Consider the following 19,999-nt stretch of genomic DNA (forward strand, 5'->3'; position numbering starts at 1 on the left):
CCCAATTCGACATCGGCCCGCAACGCCACGGAGTCGTATCCCTGCACCAGTGGATAGAGGAACTCGTGGATGGCAATGGGCTGATTGCCTCGATAACGCTTATCGAAATCGTCCCGCTCCAGCATCCGCGCCACCGTATACTGACTGGCCAGGCGAATCAGGTCGGCGGCGTCCAGCTCGCTCATCCAGGAAGAGTTGAACGCGACCTCGGTCTTTTCCGGATCCAGGATCTTGAACACCTGCTCCTTGTAAGTCTCCGCATTGCGCAGCACGTCCTCACGGCTGAGCGGCGGCCGGGTGACGCTCTTTCCAGACGGATCCCCGATCATGCCGGTGAAATCACCGATCAGGAAGATCACCTGGTGCCCCAGATCCTGAAAGTGGCGCAGCTTGTTGATCAGAACGGTATGCCCCAGATGCAGATCCGGAGCGGTGGGATCAAATCCGGCTTTGACACGAAGAGGGCGTCCGCTTTCCAGACGAGCCCGCAATTCGTCTTCCTGAATAATCTCATCCGCGCCCCGGCGAATCAGTGCCAGCTGTTGATCCACATCAATCATCGATTGCCTCTGCCATTCCATATCCGCGCCCCGCTCCCGCCCCGAAAGCCCGGGAACCAGCGCCGCTAGCGGTGCTCCAATAACACCAGCCTGTTTGAACCGCGGCATTGTAGCACCTTGGAATAGTTGTAAAAGACATATAAAGACAGGTATCTTTGCTGCAATATTTTTTTCATCGCCTCAGGCGGCACAAACTCAGAGCGCTACTAACAGCATGAGAAAACATATATCCGCCCTCGGTCGATCGGTGCGCCACTTTCCCCGCACCCACCTTTTGCTCTCCGGAAGCCTTGTTTTGATCGTCACACTGGTGACCCTGTTACCAGAATCCGGAGAAAGTCGACCCGAACGCCCGCAGACCCTGAATTTGAACCTCAACGCCGCCGGCGATCCCCCCGTCGCCGCCAAACCGGCTCCGACGGCGGACACCGAATCCGCACCAGACAGCGATCTCGCCGCCGAACCGGCACCTCCCGAACCAACTCCCCAATGGGAGACCATCACCGTGGCCGCGGGCGACACCCTGGGCCGCCTGCTGCAGGACCGCGGCGTTACCGCCGCCCAGGTTCATCGGCTGGTGACCGGCGACAAGCGCCTGCAGGATCTCAAGAATATCCGCCCCGGCCAGACCTTCGAGGTTTTGCTCAACGAGCAGGGCGAACTTCAGGCCCTGAAGTACAAGCCTTCCAGGATCCAGACCATCACCGCCACCCTCACCGGGGACGGCACCTGGCAAGCCAGCAGCGAGCAGCGCGAGTACCAGCGCCGCGTCCGCTTCGCCGACGCCACCATCAACAGTTCGCTGTTCCTGGCCGGCCAGGCCGCTGGCATGAGCGACAATCTGACCATGCAACTGGCCAACATCTTCGGCTGGGATGTGGATTTCGTTCTCGATATCCGGCCCGGAGACCGCTTCCGCGTGCTCTTCGAGGAGCTGTACCTGGACGGCGAGAAAGTCGGCGAAGGGGACATCCTGGCCGCCGAGTTCTGGAACCGGGGCCGTCACTTGACCGCCTATCAGTATCAGGATGAAGACGGCGCCGTGGCGTATCTGGACGCGGAAGGCAACTCCATGCGCAAAGCCTTCATCCGCACCCCGGTGGCGTTTTCCCGCATCAGTTCCGGCTTTAACCCGGGACGCCGCCATCCGGTGCTGAACACCATCCGCGCGCACAAGGGCACCGACTATGCCGCCCCCTCCGGCACGCCGATCAAGGCCGCCGGCAAAGGCAAGGTGATCTTCGCCGGTGTCAAAGGCGGCTATGGCAACGTAATCATCGTCCAACACGGCCGCCGCTACACCACGCTGTACGCCCACATGCGCGGCTTCGCCAAGGGCATTCGCGTGGGCACGCGGGTCAATCAGGGCCAGACCATCGGCTACGTGGGCTCTTCCGGCCTCGCCACCGGCCCGCACCTGCACTACGAATTCCGCATTGATGGCGTGCATCGCAATCCGCAAACCGTCCCACTACCCAAAGCGCAGGGCGTCAGCCCGGGGAACAAGGAGCAGTACCTGGCCCAGGTGCGTCGCGTGAACTCGCAGATGACTCTGTTTGCCGGAGCCGCCACCCTGGCACGCAGCGATGTCCGGTGACGGGCTCTACATTGGTCTGATGACCGGCACCAGCGTCGATGGCATCGACGCGGTGCTGGCCTGCATTGGCAAGCGGGATTTCCAACTCCTCGCCCATCAGGGCTTCCCCTTACCCGATACCCTGCGCGATGACATTCTGAAGCTGTGTCGCAGTGGCCCGGACGAGATCGACCAGGCCGGACACGTTCATCGTCAGCTCGGTGAAGCTTACGCCCGCGCCACACTGGCCTTGCTGGCGCAATCCGGTCACCGACCGGAGCAGATCCATGCCGTGGGCTGTCATGGCCAGACCGTTCGCCATCGCCCCGGCGAGCTCGGTTTCAGCATTCAACTGGGCTGCCCGGACACCCTGGCCGTCCGCACCGGCATCCCGGTAGTGAGCAACTTCCGCAATAAAGACATGGTGCTCGGCGGCCAGGGAGCCCCCCTGGTACCCCGCTTCCACCAGCGGCTGTTCGGCGCGGCGGCGCAAAGGGTCGCGGTGGTCAACATTGGCGGCATGGCCAACGTCACTCTACTGGATGAGGGCAAACTGATTGGCGGCTTTGATACCGGCCCCGGCAATGTCCTGATGGACCTCTGGATACAGCGCCATCAGGGCGAGCCCTATGACCGGAACGGCGCCTGGGCCGCTGGCGGCACCCTCTTGCCGGATCTGCTGAGCAGCCTGCTGGCCGATCCCTATTTTCGGTTGCCGCCCCCGAAAAGCACCGGCCGTGAGCATTTCAACGCGGACTGGCTGCAACAGCGACTGCCAGCGGACGGCAATGCGCGGCAGGTGCAAAGCACTCTGGCGGAACTGACCGCCCGCACTATCGCCAACGCCCTTAACGATTTCGCGCCACAACGGCTGCTGGTTTGTGGCGGAGGTGCCAATAACCGGCATTTACTCGCCCGCCTCCATGCCCTGCTCGACATCCCGGTGTGTTCCACCGAGGATTTTGGTCTGCATCCGGACTGGGTGGAAGCCGGCGCTTTTGCCTGGCTGGCCTGGGCCAGGATCGAAGGAGAAACCGGGAATGCGCCGGCGGTCACCGGAGCCAGCCGGGCCGCGGTGCTCGGCCAGCTCACGCTGCCCTGATCACACGCTCCCGAGAATCCAAAGCGCGCTCAGCGTGGACGAGATGCCCAGGGTGGCGCCGGCGAGGATATCCGTGGGGTAGTGAACGCCCAGCAGCACACGCGAGGCGCCCACCATAAGAGCGAACAGCACGGCCATGGGCACCAGTGCCGGGAAGAAAACACAGATCAGGGTGGCCATGACGGAAGCCGCGGCGGTATGCCCCGACGGGAAGCTGAAGCGGTCCGCCGGTTTGATGAAGGCATTGAGCGCCTCCACGCTGTCCGCCGGACGCGGACGGCGAATCAGATTCTTCAGCAACATGAACGCCGGCACCTCAATGACGTAGGCAATCGCCGCCGCCTGCGCGAACACCGTGCCGATGCCATCCAGCAGCGTCCACACCAGAGCCACCAGCACCACGTACAGAGGCCCATCACCAAGGCGGGATACCAGGCGTGCCGCTCGGGCCCAACGGGCTGCCCGCGGCTGTCTGGACAGCCAGCACATGGCACGCACGTCGGCGGCGGTCATACGTTGGAAACTGGGTCGCTGAATCATCATGCCTCCAGCATCCATGCCCGTGGAGACAATGATTTGACTGTTTGGTGACGGTTTTATGACGATCCGTCAGGGGTGTCTCGCACGGAGATTGCCCTTGAAAGATTTACACAGAGAAGGAGGAGCCGCAACCGCAGGTTGTTGCGGCGTTGGGATTGTTGACCACGAAGCGGGAGCCCATCAGCCCCTTCTCATAGTCCACTTCGGAGCCATCCAGGTACTGAATACTCATGGCATCCACCAGCAAGGTCACGCCTTCCCGGTCCACCGAGGTATCGTCGTCGTTAACCTGCTCATCGAAAGTAAAGCCGTAGGAGAACCCCGCGCAACCGCCGCCGGTGATGTACACCCGCAGCTTCAGATCGGGATTGCCTTCGTCATCACGCAACTCCTGGACTTTCTGAGCCGCGCGCTCGGTCAGGGTAATAGGTGCGGATTCGCTCATCATGATCACTTCATATCCAGGGCGAGCATGGTCCAATACCTGAGTGTTTTAGTCAAGAATAGCCGGCGGCGGCTTGTGCCACCGCCATAAACCTCACCGGCATCAGCTTGAAACAGGCTCGATAGCTCAGACGGTTTCCGCCGGATCCGCCTCGACCTGTTCTCCGGCTTTCTGCCCGGGGGCCGGCAGATTACGCCGTTCCTCGTCCATGCGCACCAGTTTACCGTTGACCCGGGCGCCCATCACCATTTCCAGCATGATGTAATAGACATTGCCGTCCACCGACGCCTTGCTGGCCAGTTCCAGATGCTCGGCGGCACTGACGTCGCCCTCGACCCGGCCGTTGATGGTGACCCGCGGCACGTGAATCTCGCCACGCACCACCCCTGTTTCACCGATGATCAGCTGTCCGCCTTCATCGCCGGCACGAATGTTCCCTTCCACTTCCCCCTGAATATGCAGGCCGCCGGTGAATTCCACATCCCCCAAGATGCGGGCACTGGCGGCAATCAGGGTGTGGTCGCGAAAGCCTTGTGCATTGCCTTTCTTATCTCGACCCAACACCGTTGTCTCCTGATGATTATCGTTGTACCGGAGCGCTTCGAAGCACGCCCCGCTCCCCCCCGGAAGCTCACCAAGGCAGTCGTTGTTCCGACTGCGCGGTCCTTCGCCCGGATGCCGTGGCGGTCACCTCCAGAGATGACACCTGCAGTTCCGCGGGCACCGTTACGATACCCGAAAGCTCCTGAAAATACCGGAACTGAAACCTGTCCTCACTGTGCTCTTCCAGGTAATCGGCGGCATCGGCAGTGAACGCCTCGCCACCACGGCTGCCGCGCAAGGTGAAACTGACACGGCCGGACAGGGCGTCCCGGTTCTCCCCGGTTTGCACCAGCACCAGGCGATAACGCACCCGCCGTTCGCCCTCAGCGGGACTCAATTCCAGCTTTTGCACCACCAGCCCATGATCTTCGTCGCTGGGGGACATCACACTCTTGTAGAACGAGACCGCTTGCTCCAGTTCCGCCTGCTGATCGCGCAGGGCCCGGATTTCCTGACGCAGCTGCTCGCGCGCCTGTTCCCCCACCTGGGCTTCGGTGCGGTACACCGCCAAATCCTTGCGGGCCTGATCCAGTTCCTGTTTGACTTGGTGCAAAGAGCGCCGGGCAGGACCGTCCTCTTCACCTTCGCTACTATCGCCGGCGATCACCGACAGCCCCGGCACACCATACCACCAGACCAGAGCGCCGCCGCCCACCAAACACGCCAGGCACAGCACCGACCCCGCCAGGCCCGCCAACAAACGCCGCCGGCGCTGGGTGGAGGGGCTGATCGGCACCAGCACCACATCGTCCAACCGGTTTTTCACGCCCCACTTCGCCATCAGGACCACAACCCGCTATCGCCATCAGCGATGCACGCCCTGAGTTTGTTTGCCGTTTCGGCCAAGGCCATAGAATGCTCCAAACAGGTAACGCCCCAAGCCCCGGGCCATTCAAGCCACCGGACCGGGGAAAATAATAGGCAGGGCCGTCCGGCCCGGCAACTCAGGCCGTCTTATCCTCACCCGCGGGGCGCCGCCCCTCGGCCGCCATCCCCGCGCCGTTGGCCATGCGCTCCGCCAGGGAATCATACAATGGACGCGACCATACCAGTTTCGATACCGCGGCGGACAGAAAAGCGCCCACCATCAGAGACAACAGCAGATCGTGTCGGTTGCCAGTCAATTCCATGACGATCACGAAGGAGGTGATCGGACGCTGAATCACGCCGGCCAGAAACGCCGCCATCGCCACCACGGTGATGCCGATCACCGAGGACTCCGGAAACCAGCCGCTCAAGGCACTGCCAATGCCGGCACCGGCGGCCAGGCTGGGCGAAAACAAGCCCCCGGGCAGCCCGGTGAAATAGGACACCAGGGTCGCGCCCATTTTCGCCAGCGGGAAGGACCAGTCACCGACATGCTCCCCATCCAGCAGGCTGCGCGCCTCCTCGTAACCACTGCCGTAAGTGGCGCCGCCGGTAAGCAACCCCAGTGCCACCAGCACCACGCCGCAGAGAAACACTACCCGATACGGGTGCCTGACGGCATGTGGCGTCAGCCAGCGGCTACCACTGATCAGCAGACGACTGAACAGACCGCCCAGCAAGCCGCAGATGAGCGCCACCACGCCGATGGCCAGCCAGTTGGCGGTCAGCTCCAGATCGCCCTGGGGATGGCCAAAGTAGCTGTAGTGGCCGTTGATCATCAGCACCACCACGCCAGAGAGAATGATCGCCAGAATCAGGGTGCCGCTGGTGCGTTGCTCGAAGGAGCCGGACAGTTCCTCAATGGCGAACACGATGCCGGCCAGCGGGGCATTGAACGCCGCCGACACCCCGGCCGCGCCCCCGGCGACGATCAGGGCGTTATCCACGTATTTCTGCTGCAGGCGTCCGACCTGGCCCACCGAATACATCATCGCCGCGCCAATTTGTACGCTGGGGCCCTCGCGACCGATACTGGCGCCACACAGCACCCCGAGCACGGTGAGAACGAACTTCAGCGCGATCACCCGCAGCGACAGAAAGGTCGGGCGCAACCAATGGTAGCGTTGCTTCAGCACCACCAGTACCTGAGGAATCCCACTACCCTGGGCTTCCGGCCCCATGCGGCGCATCAGCCAGATGATCACCATCATCCCCAGCGGGGTCATGACAACGGGGATGTAAGGCGAATAGGCGTGAATGCGGTTGAAGGTTTCCGAAGCCAGTTCCACCGCCCAGGCGAACCCCACCACCAGCAACCCGACCAGCAAGGCACCGATCCAGAACACGGCACGCAGCTTCCAGTCCTGAATGGTGCCCAGTTGCCTGCGCGTAAGGCGCCGCGTGCGGAAGAAGTAATAACGTAACAGCCGGCCGGAACGCGGTCCTCTCTTCACTAGATTCCCCGAGCAGAAAAGCACGCCCTCCAGCCAGCCCTCCGCCAACCCGGACGTGATCATTGAAAAAAAGCCGTTATAGTGTACGCCCGGAAGCCCGGTACAGCCACTGGGCCACTTTCGCTGCAAGGAGCCCCACCCCATGTTTTTGTGGCTGAAAGCCTTTCATTTGATTGCGGTCATCTGCTGGTTCGCCGGTATTTTTTACCTGCCACGCCTGTTCGTGTATCACGCCATGGCGGAGGATCAGGTCAGTCGCGAGCGCTTCAAGATCATGGAGCGCAAACTTTACCGGGGCATCATGAATCCGAGCATGATCGTCACCGTGGTGCTGGGCCTGTGGATGCTGATCAGCCACTGGGACCTGTACAAAACCCAGGGCTGGATGCACGCCAAGCTGGCGCTGGTGGTACTGCTGATCGGCTACCATCATATGTGCCTGGCTCACCTGAAGAAGTTCGCCGCCGACGCCAACACCAAAAGCCACCGGTTCTTTCGAGTGTTTAACGAAGTGCCGGTGCTGTTGCTGGTCGGCATCGTGATTCTGGTGGTGGTCAAACCATTCTGATCGGGGCTCTTGACGCCCTTGGTTGAACAGCTGACGCTAGCGGTATACGTCGGCGCCTCCGCCCGGCGTCCCACTTTCAGCCCTTCGGCTTTCGACGACGACACCATGAAACCCAATATTCTTGTTATCGCCGGCCACGACCCTTCCGGCGGCGCCGGCATTCACGCTGATATCGAGGCCATCCATGATCTGGGTGGACTGGCCAGCACGCTGATCACCGCACTGACGGTGCAGAACAGCCAGCATGTGCTGGGCTTCCAGTTGACCGACATCGACCTGCTGGAGCGCCAGGCGGACGCCTTGCTCGCCGACTACGATTTCCAGGCGGTGAAGATCGGCATGACCGGATCACTGGCCACGGTCCGCTTCATCGCTCGCCTGCTGGCGCGTTTACCCGGTGTACCGGTGATTCTGGACCCGGTCCTGGCGGCGGAAAGCGGCGGCAGCCTGACCCGGGAATCCCTCGGTGATGCCATGATCGACGAACTGGCGCCGCTGTGCGAACTGCTCACCCCCAATCTGCCCGAGGCCCGGCTGCTGGCCGGAGACGATGAAACCCCGGGCGCGACGAGCACGCAAAGCGTGGCCCGTTGCGGCCAACGCCTGTGCCAGCGTGGCGCCAGAGCGGTGTTGATCACCGGCACCCATGACGACACCGATCAGGTCAGCAATCACCTGTTTCGCGGCACCGGTGAGACGCAAAGCTGGCACTGGCAACGTCTGCCCCACGTCTATCACGGCTCCGGTTGCACCCTGGCGTCCTCCATTGCCTGCCTGCGCGGCCTGGGAATGCCGCTGGAGCAGGCCGTGGCGGAGGGACAGGCCCATGTGGATCACTACCTGCGCGCTGCTTGGCGGCCGGGCCAGGGCCAGCACGTTCCCGACAGGAGGACGCCATGACCTTCCCCCTGCATGGCCTCTATGCCATCACCGACCCCATGCTCATCCCGGATCAGCGCCTGCTGCCCACGGCCGAGGCCGCGCTGCGTGGCGGCGCCCGGCTATTGCAATACCGCGACAAGCCCGCCAGCGCCATGCAACGGCTGGAACGAGCCGGCCGCCTGGCCGAACTGTGCCGCCAATACGGCGCGCTGTTCATCGTCAATGACGACCCGGCCCTGGCCCAGGCGGTCAATGCCGATGGCGTGCACATGGGGCAGAGTGACGGCGCCGTGCCCGCCGCCCGGGCCTTGCTCGGTGCCAACAAGATTATTGGCGTCTCCTGCCACGGCGATCTGGCGTTGGCCGCCAAAGGCGCCGCCGAGGGTGCGGATTACCTGGCGCTGGGGCGCTTCTATCCGTCCCACACCAAACCCGAGGCACCGCCGGTAACCCTGGACACCCTGCGGGAAGCCCGTGACCGCTTCGCTCAGCCTCTGGTCGCCATCGGCGGCATCACCACGGATAACGCCCAGCCGCTGATTGACGCCGGCGCCAATATGATCGCACTGATTCACGGGCTGTTCGCCACCGCCGACTACGGTGAGATCGAGGTCCGGGCGCGCCAGCTCTCCCGGTTGTTCCCGGTCCACTGACCCGGAACGGTCCTTACGGAGGTGGCGACCGGTTTCCGGAATACGCATAATGCCACTCAATCCCCGGTGGCGGATGCCACCATCATGATCCCCGGCCCGACTCCTCCGTGAGCCGGGTCCGGATCCGTTTCGCGAGGAGTTCCCATGAGTCGCACGCAATCCGAACAGCTGTTTCGCCGTGCCCAGAAGCACATTCCCGGTGGCGTCAACTCTCCGGTCCGCGCCTTCAACGGTGTCGGCGGCACCCCGGTGTTCTTCGAGCGGGCGGAGGGCGCATACCTGTTCGACGAGGACGACAACCGCTATATCGACTACGTTGGTTCCTGGGGCCCCATGGTGCTGGGCCACAACGCCCCGGCGGTACGTGAAGCGGTGCAACAGGCGGTGGCTCGCGGGCTGAGCTTCGGCGCCCCCACCGAGGTCGAAGTGGAAATGGCTGATCTGGTCTGCGAGATGGTGCCCTCCATGGACATGGTACGCATGGTCAACTCCGGCACCGAAGCCACCATGTCCGCCATTCGCCTGGCTCGCGGCCACACCGGCCGGGACAAGATCATAAAATTCGAAGGGTGCTACCACGGCCATGTGGACAGTCTGCTGGTACAAGCCGGCTCCGGCGCCCTGACCCTCGGCACGCCCAGTTCCCCCGGCGTGCCGGCGGCGGTCACCGCCGACACCCTGGTACTGCCCTACAACGATGCCGCCGCCGTCGCGGAAGTGTTCGCCCAACAGGGCAGCGATATCGCCGCGGTGATCGTCGAGCCGGTGGCCGGCAATATGAACTGTGTGCCGCCCACCCAGGGCTTCCTGGACACTCTGCGGGCCCAGTGCAGCGAGCATGGCGCACTGTTGATCTTCGACGAAGTCATGACCGGCTTCCGCGTCGCTTTGGGCGGCGCCCAGGCCCTTTATGGTATTACTCCGGATCTGACCACCCTGGGCAAAATCATCGGTGGCGGCATGCCGGTGGGCGCCCTCGGCGGGCGCCGCGAGATCATGGAAAGCCTGGCGCCACTGGGACCGGTCTACCAGGCCGGCACCCTGTCCGGAAACCCGGTGGCAATGGCCGCCGGCCTGGCCACGTTGCAGGCTCTGCGCGAACCGGGCTTTCATGACGCTCTTGAAGCCAAAGCCCGGCGCCTCACTGAAGGGTTGTCGATGGCGGCACGGGAATGCGGAATCGGCTTCACCACCAACCAGGTGGGCGGCATGTTCGGTCTGTTCTTTACCGAGCAGACCCGGATCAGCCGTTTCTCGGAAGTGATGGCCTGCGACAAGGAACGCTTCCAGCGCTTTTTCCATGCCATGCTGGACCGTGGCATCTATCTGGCGCCAAGCGCCTTTGAGGCCGGCTTCGTGTCGATCGCCCACAGCGACGAAGACATCGACGCCACCATCAAGGCCGCCCGCGAAGCGTTCGCGGCGCTGCTGTAGCGATCCGTGGACCCGGTGCCGCACAGTTCTCTGGCACGCTAAACCCCGCGCCAGCTGCCGGCTTCGCGGACATGAATTCAGAGGTCTCCACAGGGCCGCTGTAGGAGCTTGCCTTGCAAGCGAATCTTTTGGCTGAGAGCCCATTCGCCTGCGAGGCAAGCTCCTACAGTGGCTTCGTAGTCCGGTCTGCGGGAGGCTGCCGGGCGGTGCTCCGCTTTAGCAGCGAATGGCGTGTTAGCGGGCCAGCGGCGCCAGGCGGCCGCCGGTCAGTGCCAGCAGGTCCTCCGGTGCCATTTCAATTTCCAAGCCTCGGCGACCGCCGCTCATATACAAAACGCTTTGGCTTTCGGCACTGTTGTCCAGCCACAGCGGCAGCCGTTTTTTCTGCCCCAAAGGGCTGATGCCACCAAGCACATAACCGGTAAGCCGTTGCGCCACGGCGGCATCCGCCATGGCCGCTTTCTTGCCACCGGCGGCTTTGGCCAGGGCTTTCAGATCCAGTTGTCTGTGCACCGGAACCATGGCCACCTGAGGTCGCTCGTCCACCATCGCCAGCAGCGTCTTGAATACCTGTTCAACGGGCAGGCCCAGAGCGTCCGCGGCTTCCAGCCCATAGCTGGGAGCCTGTGGATCGGCTTGATAGCTGTGTGTCCGAAAGGCCACGCCGGCTTTTTCGGCGGCCTTGACCGCCGGTGTCATGCCGTCCCCCGGCGCAGTTCCTGAGCCCGCTTCCGGGCATCACGGGCCCCTTCCTTGTCCCCCTGCCGCTCGCGGGCGGTGGCCACCAGCTCCCACAATTCCGCCTGATACCCCGGATTGTAGGGCGCCAGCCGCAGGGCTCTCAGGGCCAGCCCTTCAGCGGACTGGGCGTCGCCTTCCTCCAGACGCAACCTGGCCAGCTGCCGGTACACCCAGGAGGAGTCCGGCTCCATGTTCAGTGCCCGCTCCAGATAACGTCCGGCCGCGGACATATTGCCCTGGTTGCGGGCCCCCTCGGCACGATCCAGCAGGGCCAGCGCCGGCGACCCTTGCAGGTCGGCCCGGGCATCCACCGGTTGCTGTCGCGGCTCGCCGGAAGGCCTTGATGACGAGGACGAAGAGGAGGAGGAAGAGCCGTGGCTACCCCCCGTTCCCGTCGTTGGTGTCGTCGCGCAGCCGGCCAGCATGGCCGCCAGCAGCATCAGTCGAACCAGCCCTTGAACCATTGCAGTACCCCTTTCTTCTTGTCGCCGTCACGGGATCCGCAACGATCGGCCTCCTCGGGAATCGATGCGGGCAGCATCGGGTAGCGGCGGGCGCCATCACAGCCCTCACCGCTGACCAGGGTACCGGACGGATCCATCCAAACCCACTCCACTCCGGCCGGCGGTTTCTGCGACAGACTGCGTTGCGGCAGCGAAGCCATCAATTGCGCCCACACCGGCACCGCGCCGGAGGAACCGCTGACGCCGGCCGGGCTGTTGTCGTCCCGGCCTACCCACACCACCGCCAGATGATTGGCGGAGAAACCGGCGAACCAGGCATCGCGGAAATTATCGCTGGTACCGGTCTTGCCAGCCACCTTCACCGAAGCCGGTAACTTGGCGCGCACCCCACGGCCGGTGCCCTGATCGACCACGTCCTGCATCGCCTGCTGCAGCACGAACACCGGCTCCTGCGGCAGCACCTCCTCGGTGGTGATGGGATAACGAGCGATCGGCTGACCATCCTTGTCAAGCACATCAGTGATCGAACGCAACGGCGTGGAGAAACCGCCGGTGGCCAGCGGCTGATACATCATCGCCACCTCGAACGGCGTCAGCCCCAGACTGCCCAGCAGAATACTCGGATAGAGTGGAATATCCCGCTGTACGCCCAATGTTTTCAGCGTCTCCGCGACCTTGTTCAAGCCCACATCCATGCCGAGTCGCGCCAGCGCCTGGTTGCGCGAACGCACCAGGACGTCGTGGATCGGCATGGGGCCCAGGGATTTGTTGTCGAAATTCTTCGGCTGCCAGGGTTCATTATTGCGCAGCGGCACCGACAACGGCTCATCGTTGACGATGGTTGCCAGGCTGTATTTTTTCGGCTGCTCCAGCGCCGCCAGCACCACCGCCGGCTTCACCAGCGAGCCGATCGGTCGCACCGCGTCCAGCGCCCGATTGAAACCGTGCTCCCGGGAGCGGCGATTGCTGACCACCGCCAGCACATCACCCTGAGTCGGCGCCACCACCACCACCGCGCCATTGAGATGGTTCTTGCCGCCGGGGTCCTTGCTTTCCAGATGGTCACGCAGCGCCTTTTCCGCCGCCAACTGGGCCAGCACATCCAGCGTGGAATGGATGCGCAGACCGTCGACACCAAGCACTTCCGGTGGATAGTCACGGGCGAGTTGCCGCCGCACCAGATCAATGAACGCCGGGAACGCGTAAAGCGGCGACTCGCCTCGCGGCACCACTTCAAGCCCCCGCTTGCTGAAGCGGTGCAATTCCTCCTCGCTCAGCGCGCCTTGCTGACGAGCCACCTGCAGCACCGTGTTGCGACGCTTCAGCGAACGCTCCGGGCGGCGTCGGGGATCGTACCAGCTGGGCCCCTTGAGCAGACCCACCAGAGTCGCCAGTTGATGAGGTTCCAGTTCCTCCAGGGGGCGACCGAAATAGAACTGCGCGCCGAGCCCCATGCCGTGGATGGAGCGGGCCCCGTCCTGGCCGAGATAGACTTCGTTGATATAGGCCTCAAGGATCTGGTCCTTGCTGTAATGCAGTTCCAGCAGCACCGCCATCGGCAGTTCCACCAGTTTGCGCAACAGGGTGCGATCCTGAGTGAGCCAGAAATTCTTCACCAGCTGCTGGGTCAGCGTACTGCCGCCCTGCACCAGACGACCGGACTTGATATTGGCCAGCATGGCCCGGGCCAGACCGCGCAGGGACACCCCGTGGTGCTCGTAGAAATCCTGGTCCTCGGTGGCCAGCAGCATCTCGATCATCAGCGGCGGCACCCGGTCCAGCGGCACATAGACCCGATCTTCGCTGTGCCCCGGATGGATACTGCCGATCTGCATCGGCTCCAGCCGTGCCAGGGAGCCCCCCTGCCCGGCCTGCAATGCTGCAATCTCACCGCCGCCCAGACGCAGATTGAGGCGCTGGGAAGGTTCGCCGCCATCGCTGTCGCGGAACCCCCGGGTGTGAATGATCAGTTGATTGCCGTTCACCGAATAACTGCCCGCAGTGGGCGCCCCCGGCGCCTGCCGGTAGCGCATCAGCTCCAGCATTTTGAGCATGTCCGCCCGTGACAGAACCCGCCCGGGATACAGCTCCACCGGCCGGGCATAGACCCGCGCCGGCAACTGCCAGACATGGCTGTCGAACCGTTCCTGCACCAGCGCGTCCAGATAGATCAGGCCGGCGGCCATCGCCACCAGCCCCACCGCCAGGACCTTGGCGAGGAAACGCCCGCTGATCCAGCGCCGCGCCGACGCTTTCTTCTTACGGCGGCGCGGAGCCGCTCTCTTCGCTTTTTTTGCCATGGCCGGGAGTATACGGAAAAGTGTGGGGATTTTATGAGGGCCCCGGAAGGATTGATGCGCCGGCCGTCATCTTTGAGGAAATTTTGCAACCGCCCCGGCCATCCCCATAATAGGCCCCGCCAGGCCCGTCCCCCACCCGGGCCGCCTTCCGTCCCGCACGGAATCGGGATGATCAGAGGTGGGAACAGCCCCAACGGAGCCACCATGGAAAAGAAATACGACGTCTACGCCCTCGGCAATGCCCTCGTGGATACGGAAATCGAGGTCAGTGACGCCTTTCTCGAACACATGGAGGTGGGCAAGGGGCTGATGACCCTGGTGGACCAGGCACGTCAGGCGGAATTACTGCAGGCACTGGAAGGCGAAGCTGAACCCCACAAGCTGACCAGCGGCGGTTCCGCCTGCAACACCGTGGTGGCGGCCCGTCAGTTTGGCGGCAGCGGCTATTACGCCTGCAAGGTGGCCGGGGATGACACCGGCGACATCTTCGTGCGCGAGCTGCTGGCCGCCGGCGTCGACACCAACATGAATGGCAACCGCCCGCGGGGCATTTCCGGTCGCTGCCTGGTGATGATCACGCCGGATGCCGAACGCACCATGAACACGTTCCTTGGCATTTCCGAGCAGGTCTCCGAAGACGAGGTTGACGAGGAGATCGTGGCGGCCTCCCGCTACGTGTATCTGGAAGGCTATCTGGTCAGTTCCCCCAGTGCCCGGGCCGCCGCCGTCCGCCTGCGTCAACTGGCTGAAAAAAACGGCGTCGGCACGGCGATGACGTTTTCCGATCCGGCCATGGTGCGTTTCTTCCGTGATGGTCTGACGGAAATGCTCGGCGATGGTGTCGATCTGCTGTTCTGCAACGAAGACGAAGCCAGGGGCTTTACCGATACCGATACTCCGGAAGCCGCCCTGGAAGCTCTGAAACCACTGTGCCGCACCCTGGTGATGACACGGGGCGCGCAAGGGTCCTTGTTGTGGGACGGCCAGCAGGCACACCCTATTCCCTGCGACCCGGTGAAGCCAGTTGATACCAACGGGGCCGGGGACATGTTCGCCGGCGCCTATCTTTATGCCATCACTCATGGCCACGACGCGGTCACCGCCGCCCGTCTGGCCAACGCCGCCGCGGGCCGCCTGATCGTTGAATTTGGCCCGCGCCTGCCCAGCGGCGCTCATCAGGAAATCCGCCAACGCATTCTGGGCGAGTAGGCAAGCAAAAGGAGAGTAAGACCGCGATGCAGGCCGTATGCACTATTCACGATATCGAGGACGACAGCGCCCGGGAATTCCAGGTGGATGACCAGCCGGTGGTGATCGTCAAACGGGACGGGCAGTTCCATGCCTACCTGAACTGGTGCCCGCACCTGGGAATCGAGCTGAATTTCATGCCGGATCAGTTCCTCGACAGTGACAATCAGTTTCTCATTTGCGCCAATCACGGCGCCCTGTTCGAAATCGAATCCGGCGATTGCCTGTCCGGCCCCTGCAGTGGCGATGCCCTGCTGGCGGTCCCCCTGGAAGTCCGAGAGGAACAAATCTGGCTGGGCGAGGTACCGCAACCGGCATGAGCCATCCCTTCGACCATCTGACCCCGGATCTCATGCTGGACGCCCTGGATGGCGTCGGCTTTCTCACCGACGGCCGCTTGCTGGCGCTCAACAGCTTCGAGAACCGGGTCTATCAGATCGGTCAGGAAGAAGGGCCGCCGGTGATCGTCAAGTTCTACCGCCCTCAGCGCTGGAGCGACGAACAGATCCTGGAGGAGCACCGTTTCAGTCTCTTTCTGGTGGAACGGGACTTGCCGGTAGTGGCGCCCTTGCAACGGGACGGCCGCACTTTGTTCGAGCATGGCGGCTTCCGCTTCGCCATCTTCCCCCGCGCCGGCGGTCATGCGCCGGAATTGGCCAATGACGCTCATCTCGAGCAACTGGGGCGGACCCTGGCGCGCTGGCATGCGTGTGGCAACGACCGTCCCTACCGGCAGCGCCCCACCCTGGACGTGATTACCGACATCGAAAAAGCCGCCGCCCAGCTCACCGAAGAGGTGGTGGATCTGAACTACCGGGGCCAATACCGGGACCTGACCGCCACTCTGGTGGCGCGACTGCGAACCCATCTGGCGGGTCGTGACTTCCCCCTGCTTAACGTTCATGGCGACTGCCACAGCGGCAACATCCTTTGGCGCGAGTACGGTGAAATCGGAGGCGGCCCTCACTTCGTCGACCTGGACGACAGCGTGCGGGCGCCGGCCATGCAGGATCTGTGGATGCTGCTTTCCGGTGAACAGGAAGAGCAACGCCATCAACTGCAGGTCGTGGCCCGTGGCTATGAGCTGTTTCTGCCCTTTCCCTGGGATCAGAGCGTGCTGATCGAACCGCTGCGCATCCGCCGCATGATCTGCCATGACGCCTGGCTGGCTCAGCGCTGGGACGATCCAGCCTTTCCTCCCGCCTTCCCCTGGTTCGACAGCCCCCGCTATTGGCAGGACCGGGTCACCACCATGACGGAGCAGGTTCAACGGCTGTCATAACTTGAGGGGCAAACGGGTCTCCAGCCGATTCTCGACCTCGGTCATCGTGGTTTTCCAGGCCAATACTTCCACGCCTTTGTCCACCGCCTCTCGCAACAGCTCGCCGTAACGGGCGTCGATTTCATCCGCCGGGCGCACCGCCAACGCGCCGGAATGCTGTACGCAGAAGAACAGCACCGCCCGCTTGCCCGATGCCACCACCGACATCAGTGTCCGCAAATGCTTCTGACCGCGTTCGGTGATCGAGTCCGGAAAGGCGATGACACCATCGTCGGGATCGTCGGGGCCAGGCCCCAGAGTGACGTTCTTCACTTCAATGAAAGTATGAGGAGCGGTGCGCTCACCCAGGGCCAGGTCGAAACGGCTGTCACCGAAGGTGATCTCGCGCAACACCCCCGCGCCCGGTTCCAGTTCCCGCACCCGACCTGCCGCGATGGCTTCGGCCACCAGGGTATTGGGACGACCGGTATTGACCCCGGCCCAGTGGCCATGAGCCACCTGCACCGCTTCCAGTGTGTGGCGATACTTGCGTTTGTCGTTGCCGCTGTCGCAAATCAACGCCGCCTGTTCCCGGCCCGGCAGCACGCAATGCTTCATGGAACCGGTGTTGGGACAATGCACGGTGATCTCGCTGCCGTCAGCCTGACGCACATCAGCCAGGAAACGCTTGTAGCGGCGCAACAGGGTCACCGCCTGCATGGGGGGATCGAACTTCATTGCCTCTCCAGGAAGCGGGCCAGACGCTCCAGCGCCTGATGCAAGCGCTCCTCGTCGCAGGTGTAGGCGAGACGAATGTATCGCTCGGGCTGGTGGGTCTCACCAAAATCCAGCCCGGGCGTTACCGCCACGCCCGCTTCTTCCAGCAAGCGCCGGCAAAGTTCGAAGCTGTCCCGGGTGTGGGCGCTGACATCCACGTAGATATAGAAGGCGCCTTCACTGTCACCGACCACCGGCAGCCCCATTCCCGGTAACGCCTCCAGCAACAGGGTACGGCGCCGAGCCAACAGCTGCCGGCGCTGCTCCGCGATAGCCAGAGTGTCTTCGCTGAACGCCGCCATGGCCGCATGTTGCGCCACCGTGCCCGGAGCCAGGAACCAGTTTTGCGCCAGCCGCTCCACCGCCGGCACCGCCGCCTCCGGCGCCACCAACCACCCCAGCCGCCAACCGGTCATGCCGAAGTATTTGCTGAAGCTGTTGATGACCCAGGCGGCGTCGCCATGCGCCAATACGGTTTCCGCTTCGGCGCCGTAGCAGAGCCCCTGGTAAATTTCATCGACGATCAAAGTGCCCTGACGCTCGCGGCACCACCGCGCCCAGTCATTCAATTCCCCGGCCGGGATGCGATTGCCGGTGGGATTGTCCGGGCTGGCCACCACAGCGGCCCGGGTCGTTTTGTCCCAGGCGCAGCGCAGTATCTCGCCACTGGGACGAAATCCCGTCGACGCCTGTAACGGCATGGGCTGCGGTATACCCCCAAACATACGGACGAACTGGCGGTTACAGGGGTAACCCGGATCACACAGCAACACGCCATCGCCGGGGTCCAGCAACGCCCCCAAAGCCAGCTGCAAGGCACCGGAGGCCCCCGGTGTGACCACAATTCTGGCCGGATCCACCTGCGCGCCGAAGCGGTCGCGGTAATCCTCGGCGATGATCTCACGCAATGCCGGCAACCCCGCCGCCGGCGTGTACCGGGTCTGTCCCAGATCCAGGGCGTGGCGGGCCGCCGCCATCACCGGCGACGGGCAAGGAAAGTCGGGTTCCCCCACCTCCAGGTGGATAATATCCCGGCCCTGGGCCGCCAGTTGTTGGGCCCGCTCCAGCAACGCCATCACGTGAAAAGGCGGAACGGTGTTGGCAAGGCGGGAAATTCTTTGCAAATCGGTCAAGAAAAACCCCTTTTCTGTCGCTATGTTGTGGCTATAATCCCGTGGTTTCGTGGCGTCAAGAAACGCCGCCGGGCGAGGGAAAGCCCACCGGGTTGACTGCCATCGCCAACAGTGGCATGGCAGGCAGTAACGCGGTAAGGTCGAAGATTACACTATTGACGGGCTCCGGTTGGGCGGGGCCATGCTCAGGGAACGCTCAGGGAACTGGGCTCCGAATAGCGAGTCGTGACTATGTTAAGGGAGTTGATCAAAATGGCCACCGGGAAAAAAGCTAAAAAGAAAGCCATCGCCAAACCCAAGGCCGGTGCAGCCCGGACTTCCGCCGCCGCCAGCAAGAAAGCCGCGGTGAAAAAGGCAGCCACCGTCAATAAGAAGGCTGTAGCCAAAAAAGCCGCCCCCAAGAAAGCAGCGGCCAAGGCCGCGTCGAAGGTGGCGAAAAAAGTCACGACCACGAAAAAAGCCGCCAGCAAGCGACCCGCCAGCGCAAAGACCACGGCCAAGGCAGCCCCTTCCCCTGGCAGCAAGAGCAAGGCCGCCAGCAAAAAGGCAACGGTCAGCAAAACCGCCAAGACCACCACCAAAGCAACGGCCACGAAAGCCAAACCGAAGACTCAGGCGGCCCGGAAAGCTACCCCGGGCCCCGCTTCCTCCACTCGCAGCAAACAGGTGAAAAGCACGCCCAAAAGCAAATCGAGCGCCACAACCGCACCCCAATCCAAGGCTTCCGGCACCGCCAAGCGCGGGGCCAAGGCCAAGCCGGCTCCGGCCCAAGCGCCGGCCCGGAATACGACGACGTCATCGGGAACCGCCAGGAAGGCTCCCGGCAGCCAGGAGCGCAGGCCGTCCCGTTCCTCTTCTTCAGTTCAGGTGAAATCGACGGTGAAAAAACCCGCAACAGCCGCCGACAAAGCGGACAATCTTATTCATGGAGTCACTCCCTATGTCGCCAAAGCAGGCGAGGAGTACATGAACGAAGCTCAGCGCGCCCATTTCCGTCAGGTTCTTCTGGCCTGGCGCCAGGAGTTGATGGAAGAAGCGGATCGCACCATGCACCACCTTCAGGACGAGGTGGCGAATCTGCCCGACCCCGCCGACCGGGCAACCCAGGAGGAAGAATTCGCATTGGAACTGCGCACCCGCGACCGCGAGCGCAAACTGCTGAAAAAGATCGAGAAAGCCCTCGATCAGATCGACAAGGATGACTACGGCTACTGCGAGGCCTGCGGCATCGAGATCGGCATCCGCCGACTGGAGGCCCGTCCCACCGCGGAACTGTGCATCGATTGCAAGGAACTCGCCGAGATCAAGGAAAGGCAGCTGGCGGGCTGAGAAAACAGTTAACAGTGGACAATTGACAGTGGACAGCTAAAGTCAAAACATGACTTTCTTTC

General features: G+C 63.2%; 21 protein-coding genes (1 of these 21 running past the window's edge). 10 read left to right on the forward strand and 11 right to left on the reverse strand.

Annotated features, from left to right (window positions below; translation table 11 throughout):
• Window positions 1-560, reverse strand: the start of a protein-coding gene (gene tyrS, locus B5T_RS18930) for a tyrosine--tRNA ligase (RefSeq protein ID WP_041717129.1). 640 nt of this gene lie to the left of the window's left edge; only the first 560 of its 1,200 coding nucleotides appear in the window; it begins with the start codon at window positions 558-560; the stop codon falls past the left edge of the window.
• Between the two features lie 295 nt (window positions 561-855).
• On the opposite strand from tyrS, the gene B5T_RS18935 reads away from it, so the two are divergent.
• Window positions 856-2,157 carry a peptidoglycan DD-metalloendopeptidase family protein gene (locus tag B5T_RS18935; protein WP_014996131.1) on the forward strand — a complete coding sequence of 434 codons (1,302 nt, stop codon included), beginning with the start codon at window positions 856-858 and terminating at the stop codon, window positions 2,155-2,157.
• Window positions 2,147-3,238 carry an anhydro-N-acetylmuramic acid kinase gene (locus tag B5T_RS18940; RefSeq protein WP_014996132.1) on the forward strand — a complete coding sequence of 364 codons (1,092 nt, stop codon included), beginning with the start codon at window positions 2,147-2,149 and terminating at the stop codon, window positions 3,236-3,238. Before B5T_RS18935 ends, B5T_RS18940 begins: the two co-directional genes overlap by 11 nt.
• Here the strand turns inward: B5T_RS18940 and B5T_RS18945 are convergent, their stop codons facing one another.
• From B5T_RS18945 to B5T_RS18965, 5 genes are all read right to left on the reverse strand, one after another.
• Window positions 3,239-3,781 carry a phosphatase PAP2 family protein gene (locus B5T_RS18945; RefSeq protein ID WP_229682903.1) on the reverse strand — a complete coding sequence of 181 codons (543 nt, stop codon included), beginning with the start codon at window positions 3,779-3,781 and terminating at the stop codon, window positions 3,239-3,241. It lies immediately after the preceding gene.
• 103 nt (window positions 3,782-3,884) lie between these two features.
• Window positions 3,885-4,223, reverse strand: coding sequence for an iron-sulfur cluster insertion protein ErpA (erpA, locus tag B5T_RS18950; protein ID WP_188832148.1), 339 nt, complete (start codon window positions 4,221-4,223; stop codon window positions 3,885-3,887).
• Between the two features lie 126 nt (window positions 4,224-4,349).
• Window positions 4,350-4,787 (reverse strand): bactofilin family protein, encoded by a 438-nt coding sequence (locus tag B5T_RS18955; protein WP_014996135.1) that lies wholly within the window; start codon window positions 4,785-4,787, stop codon window positions 4,350-4,352.
• Between the two features lie 67 nt (window positions 4,788-4,854).
• Window positions 4,855-5,607, reverse strand: a complete 753-nt coding sequence (locus tag B5T_RS18960) for a DUF6776 family protein (protein WP_041717747.1) — start codon at window positions 5,605-5,607, stop codon at window positions 4,855-4,857.
• A gap of 163 nt (window positions 5,608-5,770) precedes the next feature.
• The gene (locus B5T_RS18965) at window positions 5,771-7,147 is read right to left on the reverse strand and encodes a chloride channel protein (RefSeq protein WP_041717748.1); all 1,377 of its coding nucleotides are present in this window, start codon (window positions 7,145-7,147) and stop codon (window positions 5,771-5,773) included.
• A 142-nt stretch (window positions 7,148-7,289) separates the two neighbouring features.
• On the opposite strand from B5T_RS18965, the gene hemJ reads away from it, so the two are divergent.
• From hemJ to hemL, 4 genes are all read left to right on the forward strand, one after another.
• Entirely contained in the window at window positions 7,290-7,715 is a 426-nt protein-coding gene (hemJ, locus tag B5T_RS18970) for a protoporphyrinogen oxidase HemJ (RefSeq protein ID WP_014996138.1), read from the forward strand.
• A gap of 9 nt (window positions 7,716-7,724) precedes the next feature.
• Complete coding sequence (gene thiD / locus B5T_RS18975) at window positions 7,725-8,615, forward strand: bifunctional hydroxymethylpyrimidine kinase/phosphomethylpyrimidine kinase (protein WP_229682904.1); 891 nt, start codon at window positions 7,725-7,727, stop codon at window positions 8,613-8,615.
• Window positions 8,612-9,250 carry a thiamine phosphate synthase gene (gene thiE / locus B5T_RS18980; protein WP_014996140.1) on the forward strand — a complete coding sequence of 213 codons (639 nt, stop codon included), beginning with the start codon at window positions 8,612-8,614 and terminating at the stop codon, window positions 9,248-9,250. Before thiD ends, thiE begins: the two co-directional genes overlap by 4 nt.
• Window positions 9,251-9,394: 144 nt before the next feature.
• Window positions 9,395-10,684, forward strand: a complete 1,290-nt coding sequence (gene hemL, locus B5T_RS18985) for a glutamate-1-semialdehyde 2,1-aminomutase (protein ID WP_014996141.1) — start codon at window positions 9,395-9,397, stop codon at window positions 10,682-10,684.
• Between the two features lie 234 nt (window positions 10,685-10,918).
• Here the strand turns inward: hemL and ybaK are convergent, their stop codons facing one another.
• The 3 genes from ybaK to mrcB are packed head-to-tail and all read right to left on the reverse strand — an operon-like array spanning window position 10,919 to window position 14,189.
• Complete coding sequence (gene ybaK, locus B5T_RS18990; RefSeq protein ID WP_014996142.1) at window positions 10,919-11,383, reverse strand: Cys-tRNA(Pro) deacylase; 465 nt, start codon at window positions 11,381-11,383, stop codon at window positions 10,919-10,921.
• The gene (locus B5T_RS18995; protein ID WP_148279302.1) at window positions 11,380-11,889 is read right to left on the reverse strand and encodes a tetratricopeptide repeat protein; all 510 of its coding nucleotides are present in this window, start codon (window positions 11,887-11,889) and stop codon (window positions 11,380-11,382) included. The genes ybaK and B5T_RS18995 overlap by 4 nt, the downstream gene beginning before the upstream one ends.
• Window positions 11,865-14,189, reverse strand: a complete 2,325-nt coding sequence (gene mrcB, locus B5T_RS19000) for a penicillin-binding protein 1B (protein ID WP_014996144.1) — start codon at window positions 14,187-14,189, stop codon at window positions 11,865-11,867. The genes B5T_RS18995 and mrcB overlap by 25 nt, the downstream gene beginning before the upstream one ends.
• A 204-nt stretch (window positions 14,190-14,393) precedes the next feature.
• Here mrcB and B5T_RS19005 point away from each other — a divergent pair, with 204 nt between their 5' ends.
• Genes B5T_RS19005 through B5T_RS19015 form a run of 3 tightly spaced genes read left to right on the forward strand, consistent with a single transcriptional unit; the run spans window position 14,394 to window position 16,719 of the window.
• On the forward strand, window positions 14,394-15,398 hold the full coding sequence (locus B5T_RS19005; RefSeq protein WP_014996145.1) for an adenosine kinase: 1,005 nt from the start codon (window positions 14,394-14,396) through the stop codon (window positions 15,396-15,398).
• Between the two features lie 26 nt (window positions 15,399-15,424).
• A complete protein-coding gene (locus B5T_RS19010) occupies window positions 15,425-15,757 on the forward strand; it encodes a Rieske (2Fe-2S) protein (RefSeq protein WP_014996146.1) in 333 nt (110 codons plus the stop codon).
• Window positions 15,754-16,719 carry a serine/threonine protein kinase gene (locus B5T_RS19015; protein WP_014996147.1) on the forward strand — a complete coding sequence of 322 codons (966 nt, stop codon included), beginning with the start codon at window positions 15,754-15,756 and terminating at the stop codon, window positions 16,717-16,719. Before B5T_RS19010 ends, B5T_RS19015 begins: the two co-directional genes overlap by 4 nt.
• On the opposite strand, the gene sfsA is transcribed toward B5T_RS19015, so the two are convergent.
• Both sfsA and B5T_RS19025 read right to left on the reverse strand, forming a co-directional pair.
• Window positions 16,714-17,436, reverse strand: a complete 723-nt coding sequence (gene sfsA, locus B5T_RS19020; protein WP_014996148.1) for a DNA/RNA nuclease SfsA — start codon at window positions 17,434-17,436, stop codon at window positions 16,714-16,716. The two genes, B5T_RS19015 and sfsA, sit on opposite strands and share 6 nt — an antisense overlap.
• Window positions 17,433-18,608 (reverse strand): aminotransferase class I/II-fold pyridoxal phosphate-dependent enzyme, encoded by a 1,176-nt coding sequence (locus B5T_RS19025; protein WP_014996149.1) that lies wholly within the window; start codon window positions 18,606-18,608, stop codon window positions 17,433-17,435. Before B5T_RS19025 ends, sfsA begins: the two co-directional genes overlap by 4 nt.
• 921 nt (window positions 18,609-19,529) lie before the next feature.
• On the opposite strand from B5T_RS19025, the gene dksA reads away from it, so the two are divergent.
• The gene (gene dksA / locus B5T_RS23300; RefSeq protein WP_268237297.1) at window positions 19,530-19,937 is read left to right on the forward strand and encodes an RNA polymerase-binding protein DksA; all 408 of its coding nucleotides are present in this window, start codon (window positions 19,530-19,532) and stop codon (window positions 19,935-19,937) included.
• Window positions 19,938-19,999: the final 62 nt, after the last annotated feature.

It is taken from the genome of Alloalcanivorax dieselolei B5 (genome assembly GCF_000300005.1).
Classification (GTDB): domain Bacteria; phylum Pseudomonadota; class Gammaproteobacteria; order Pseudomonadales; family Alcanivoracaceae; genus Alloalcanivorax; species Alloalcanivorax dieselolei.

Excerpts from the sequence above, each read along its gene's own strand:
- B5T_RS18940 (WP_014996132.1), top strand. The coding sequence starts at position 2,147 with ATGTCCGGTGACGGGCTCTACATTGGTCTGATGACCGGCACCAGCGTC.
- B5T_RS18945 (WP_229682903.1), bottom strand. The coding sequence starts at position 3,781 with ATGATGATTCAGCGACCCAGTTTCCAACGTATGACCGCCGCCGACGTG.
- erpA (WP_188832148.1), bottom strand. The coding sequence starts at position 4,223 with ATGAGCGAATCCGCACCTATTACCCTGACCGAGCGCGCGGCTCAGAAA.
- B5T_RS18960 (WP_041717747.1), bottom strand. The coding sequence starts at position 5,607 with ATGGCGAAGTGGGGCGTGAAAAACCGGTTGGACGATGTGGTGCTGGTG.
- hemJ (WP_014996138.1), top strand. The coding sequence starts at position 7,290 with ATGTTTTTGTGGCTGAAAGCCTTTCATTTGATTGCGGTCATCTGCTGG.
- thiE (WP_014996140.1), top strand. The coding sequence starts at position 8,612 with ATGACCTTCCCCCTGCATGGCCTCTATGCCATCACCGACCCCATGCTC.
- hemL (WP_014996141.1), top strand. The coding sequence starts at position 9,395 with ATGAGTCGCACGCAATCCGAACAGCTGTTTCGCCGTGCCCAGAAGCAC.
- ybaK (WP_014996142.1), bottom strand. The coding sequence starts at position 11,383 with ATGACACCGGCGGTCAAGGCCGCCGAAAAAGCCGGCGTGGCCTTTCGG.
- B5T_RS18995 (WP_148279302.1), bottom strand. The coding sequence starts at position 11,889 with ATGGTTCAAGGGCTGGTTCGACTGATGCTGCTGGCGGCCATGCTGGCC.
- mrcB (WP_014996144.1), bottom strand. The coding sequence starts at position 14,189 with ATGGCAAAAAAAGCGAAGAGAGCGGCTCCGCGCCGCCGTAAGAAGAAA.
- B5T_RS19005 (WP_014996145.1), top strand. The coding sequence starts at position 14,394 with ATGGAAAAGAAATACGACGTCTACGCCCTCGGCAATGCCCTCGTGGAT.
- B5T_RS19010 (WP_014996146.1), top strand. The coding sequence starts at position 15,425 with ATGCAGGCCGTATGCACTATTCACGATATCGAGGACGACAGCGCCCGG.
- B5T_RS19015 (WP_014996147.1), top strand. The coding sequence starts at position 15,754 with ATGAGCCATCCCTTCGACCATCTGACCCCGGATCTCATGCTGGACGCC.
- sfsA (WP_014996148.1), bottom strand. The coding sequence starts at position 17,436 with ATGAAGTTCGATCCCCCCATGCAGGCGGTGACCCTGTTGCGCCGCTAC.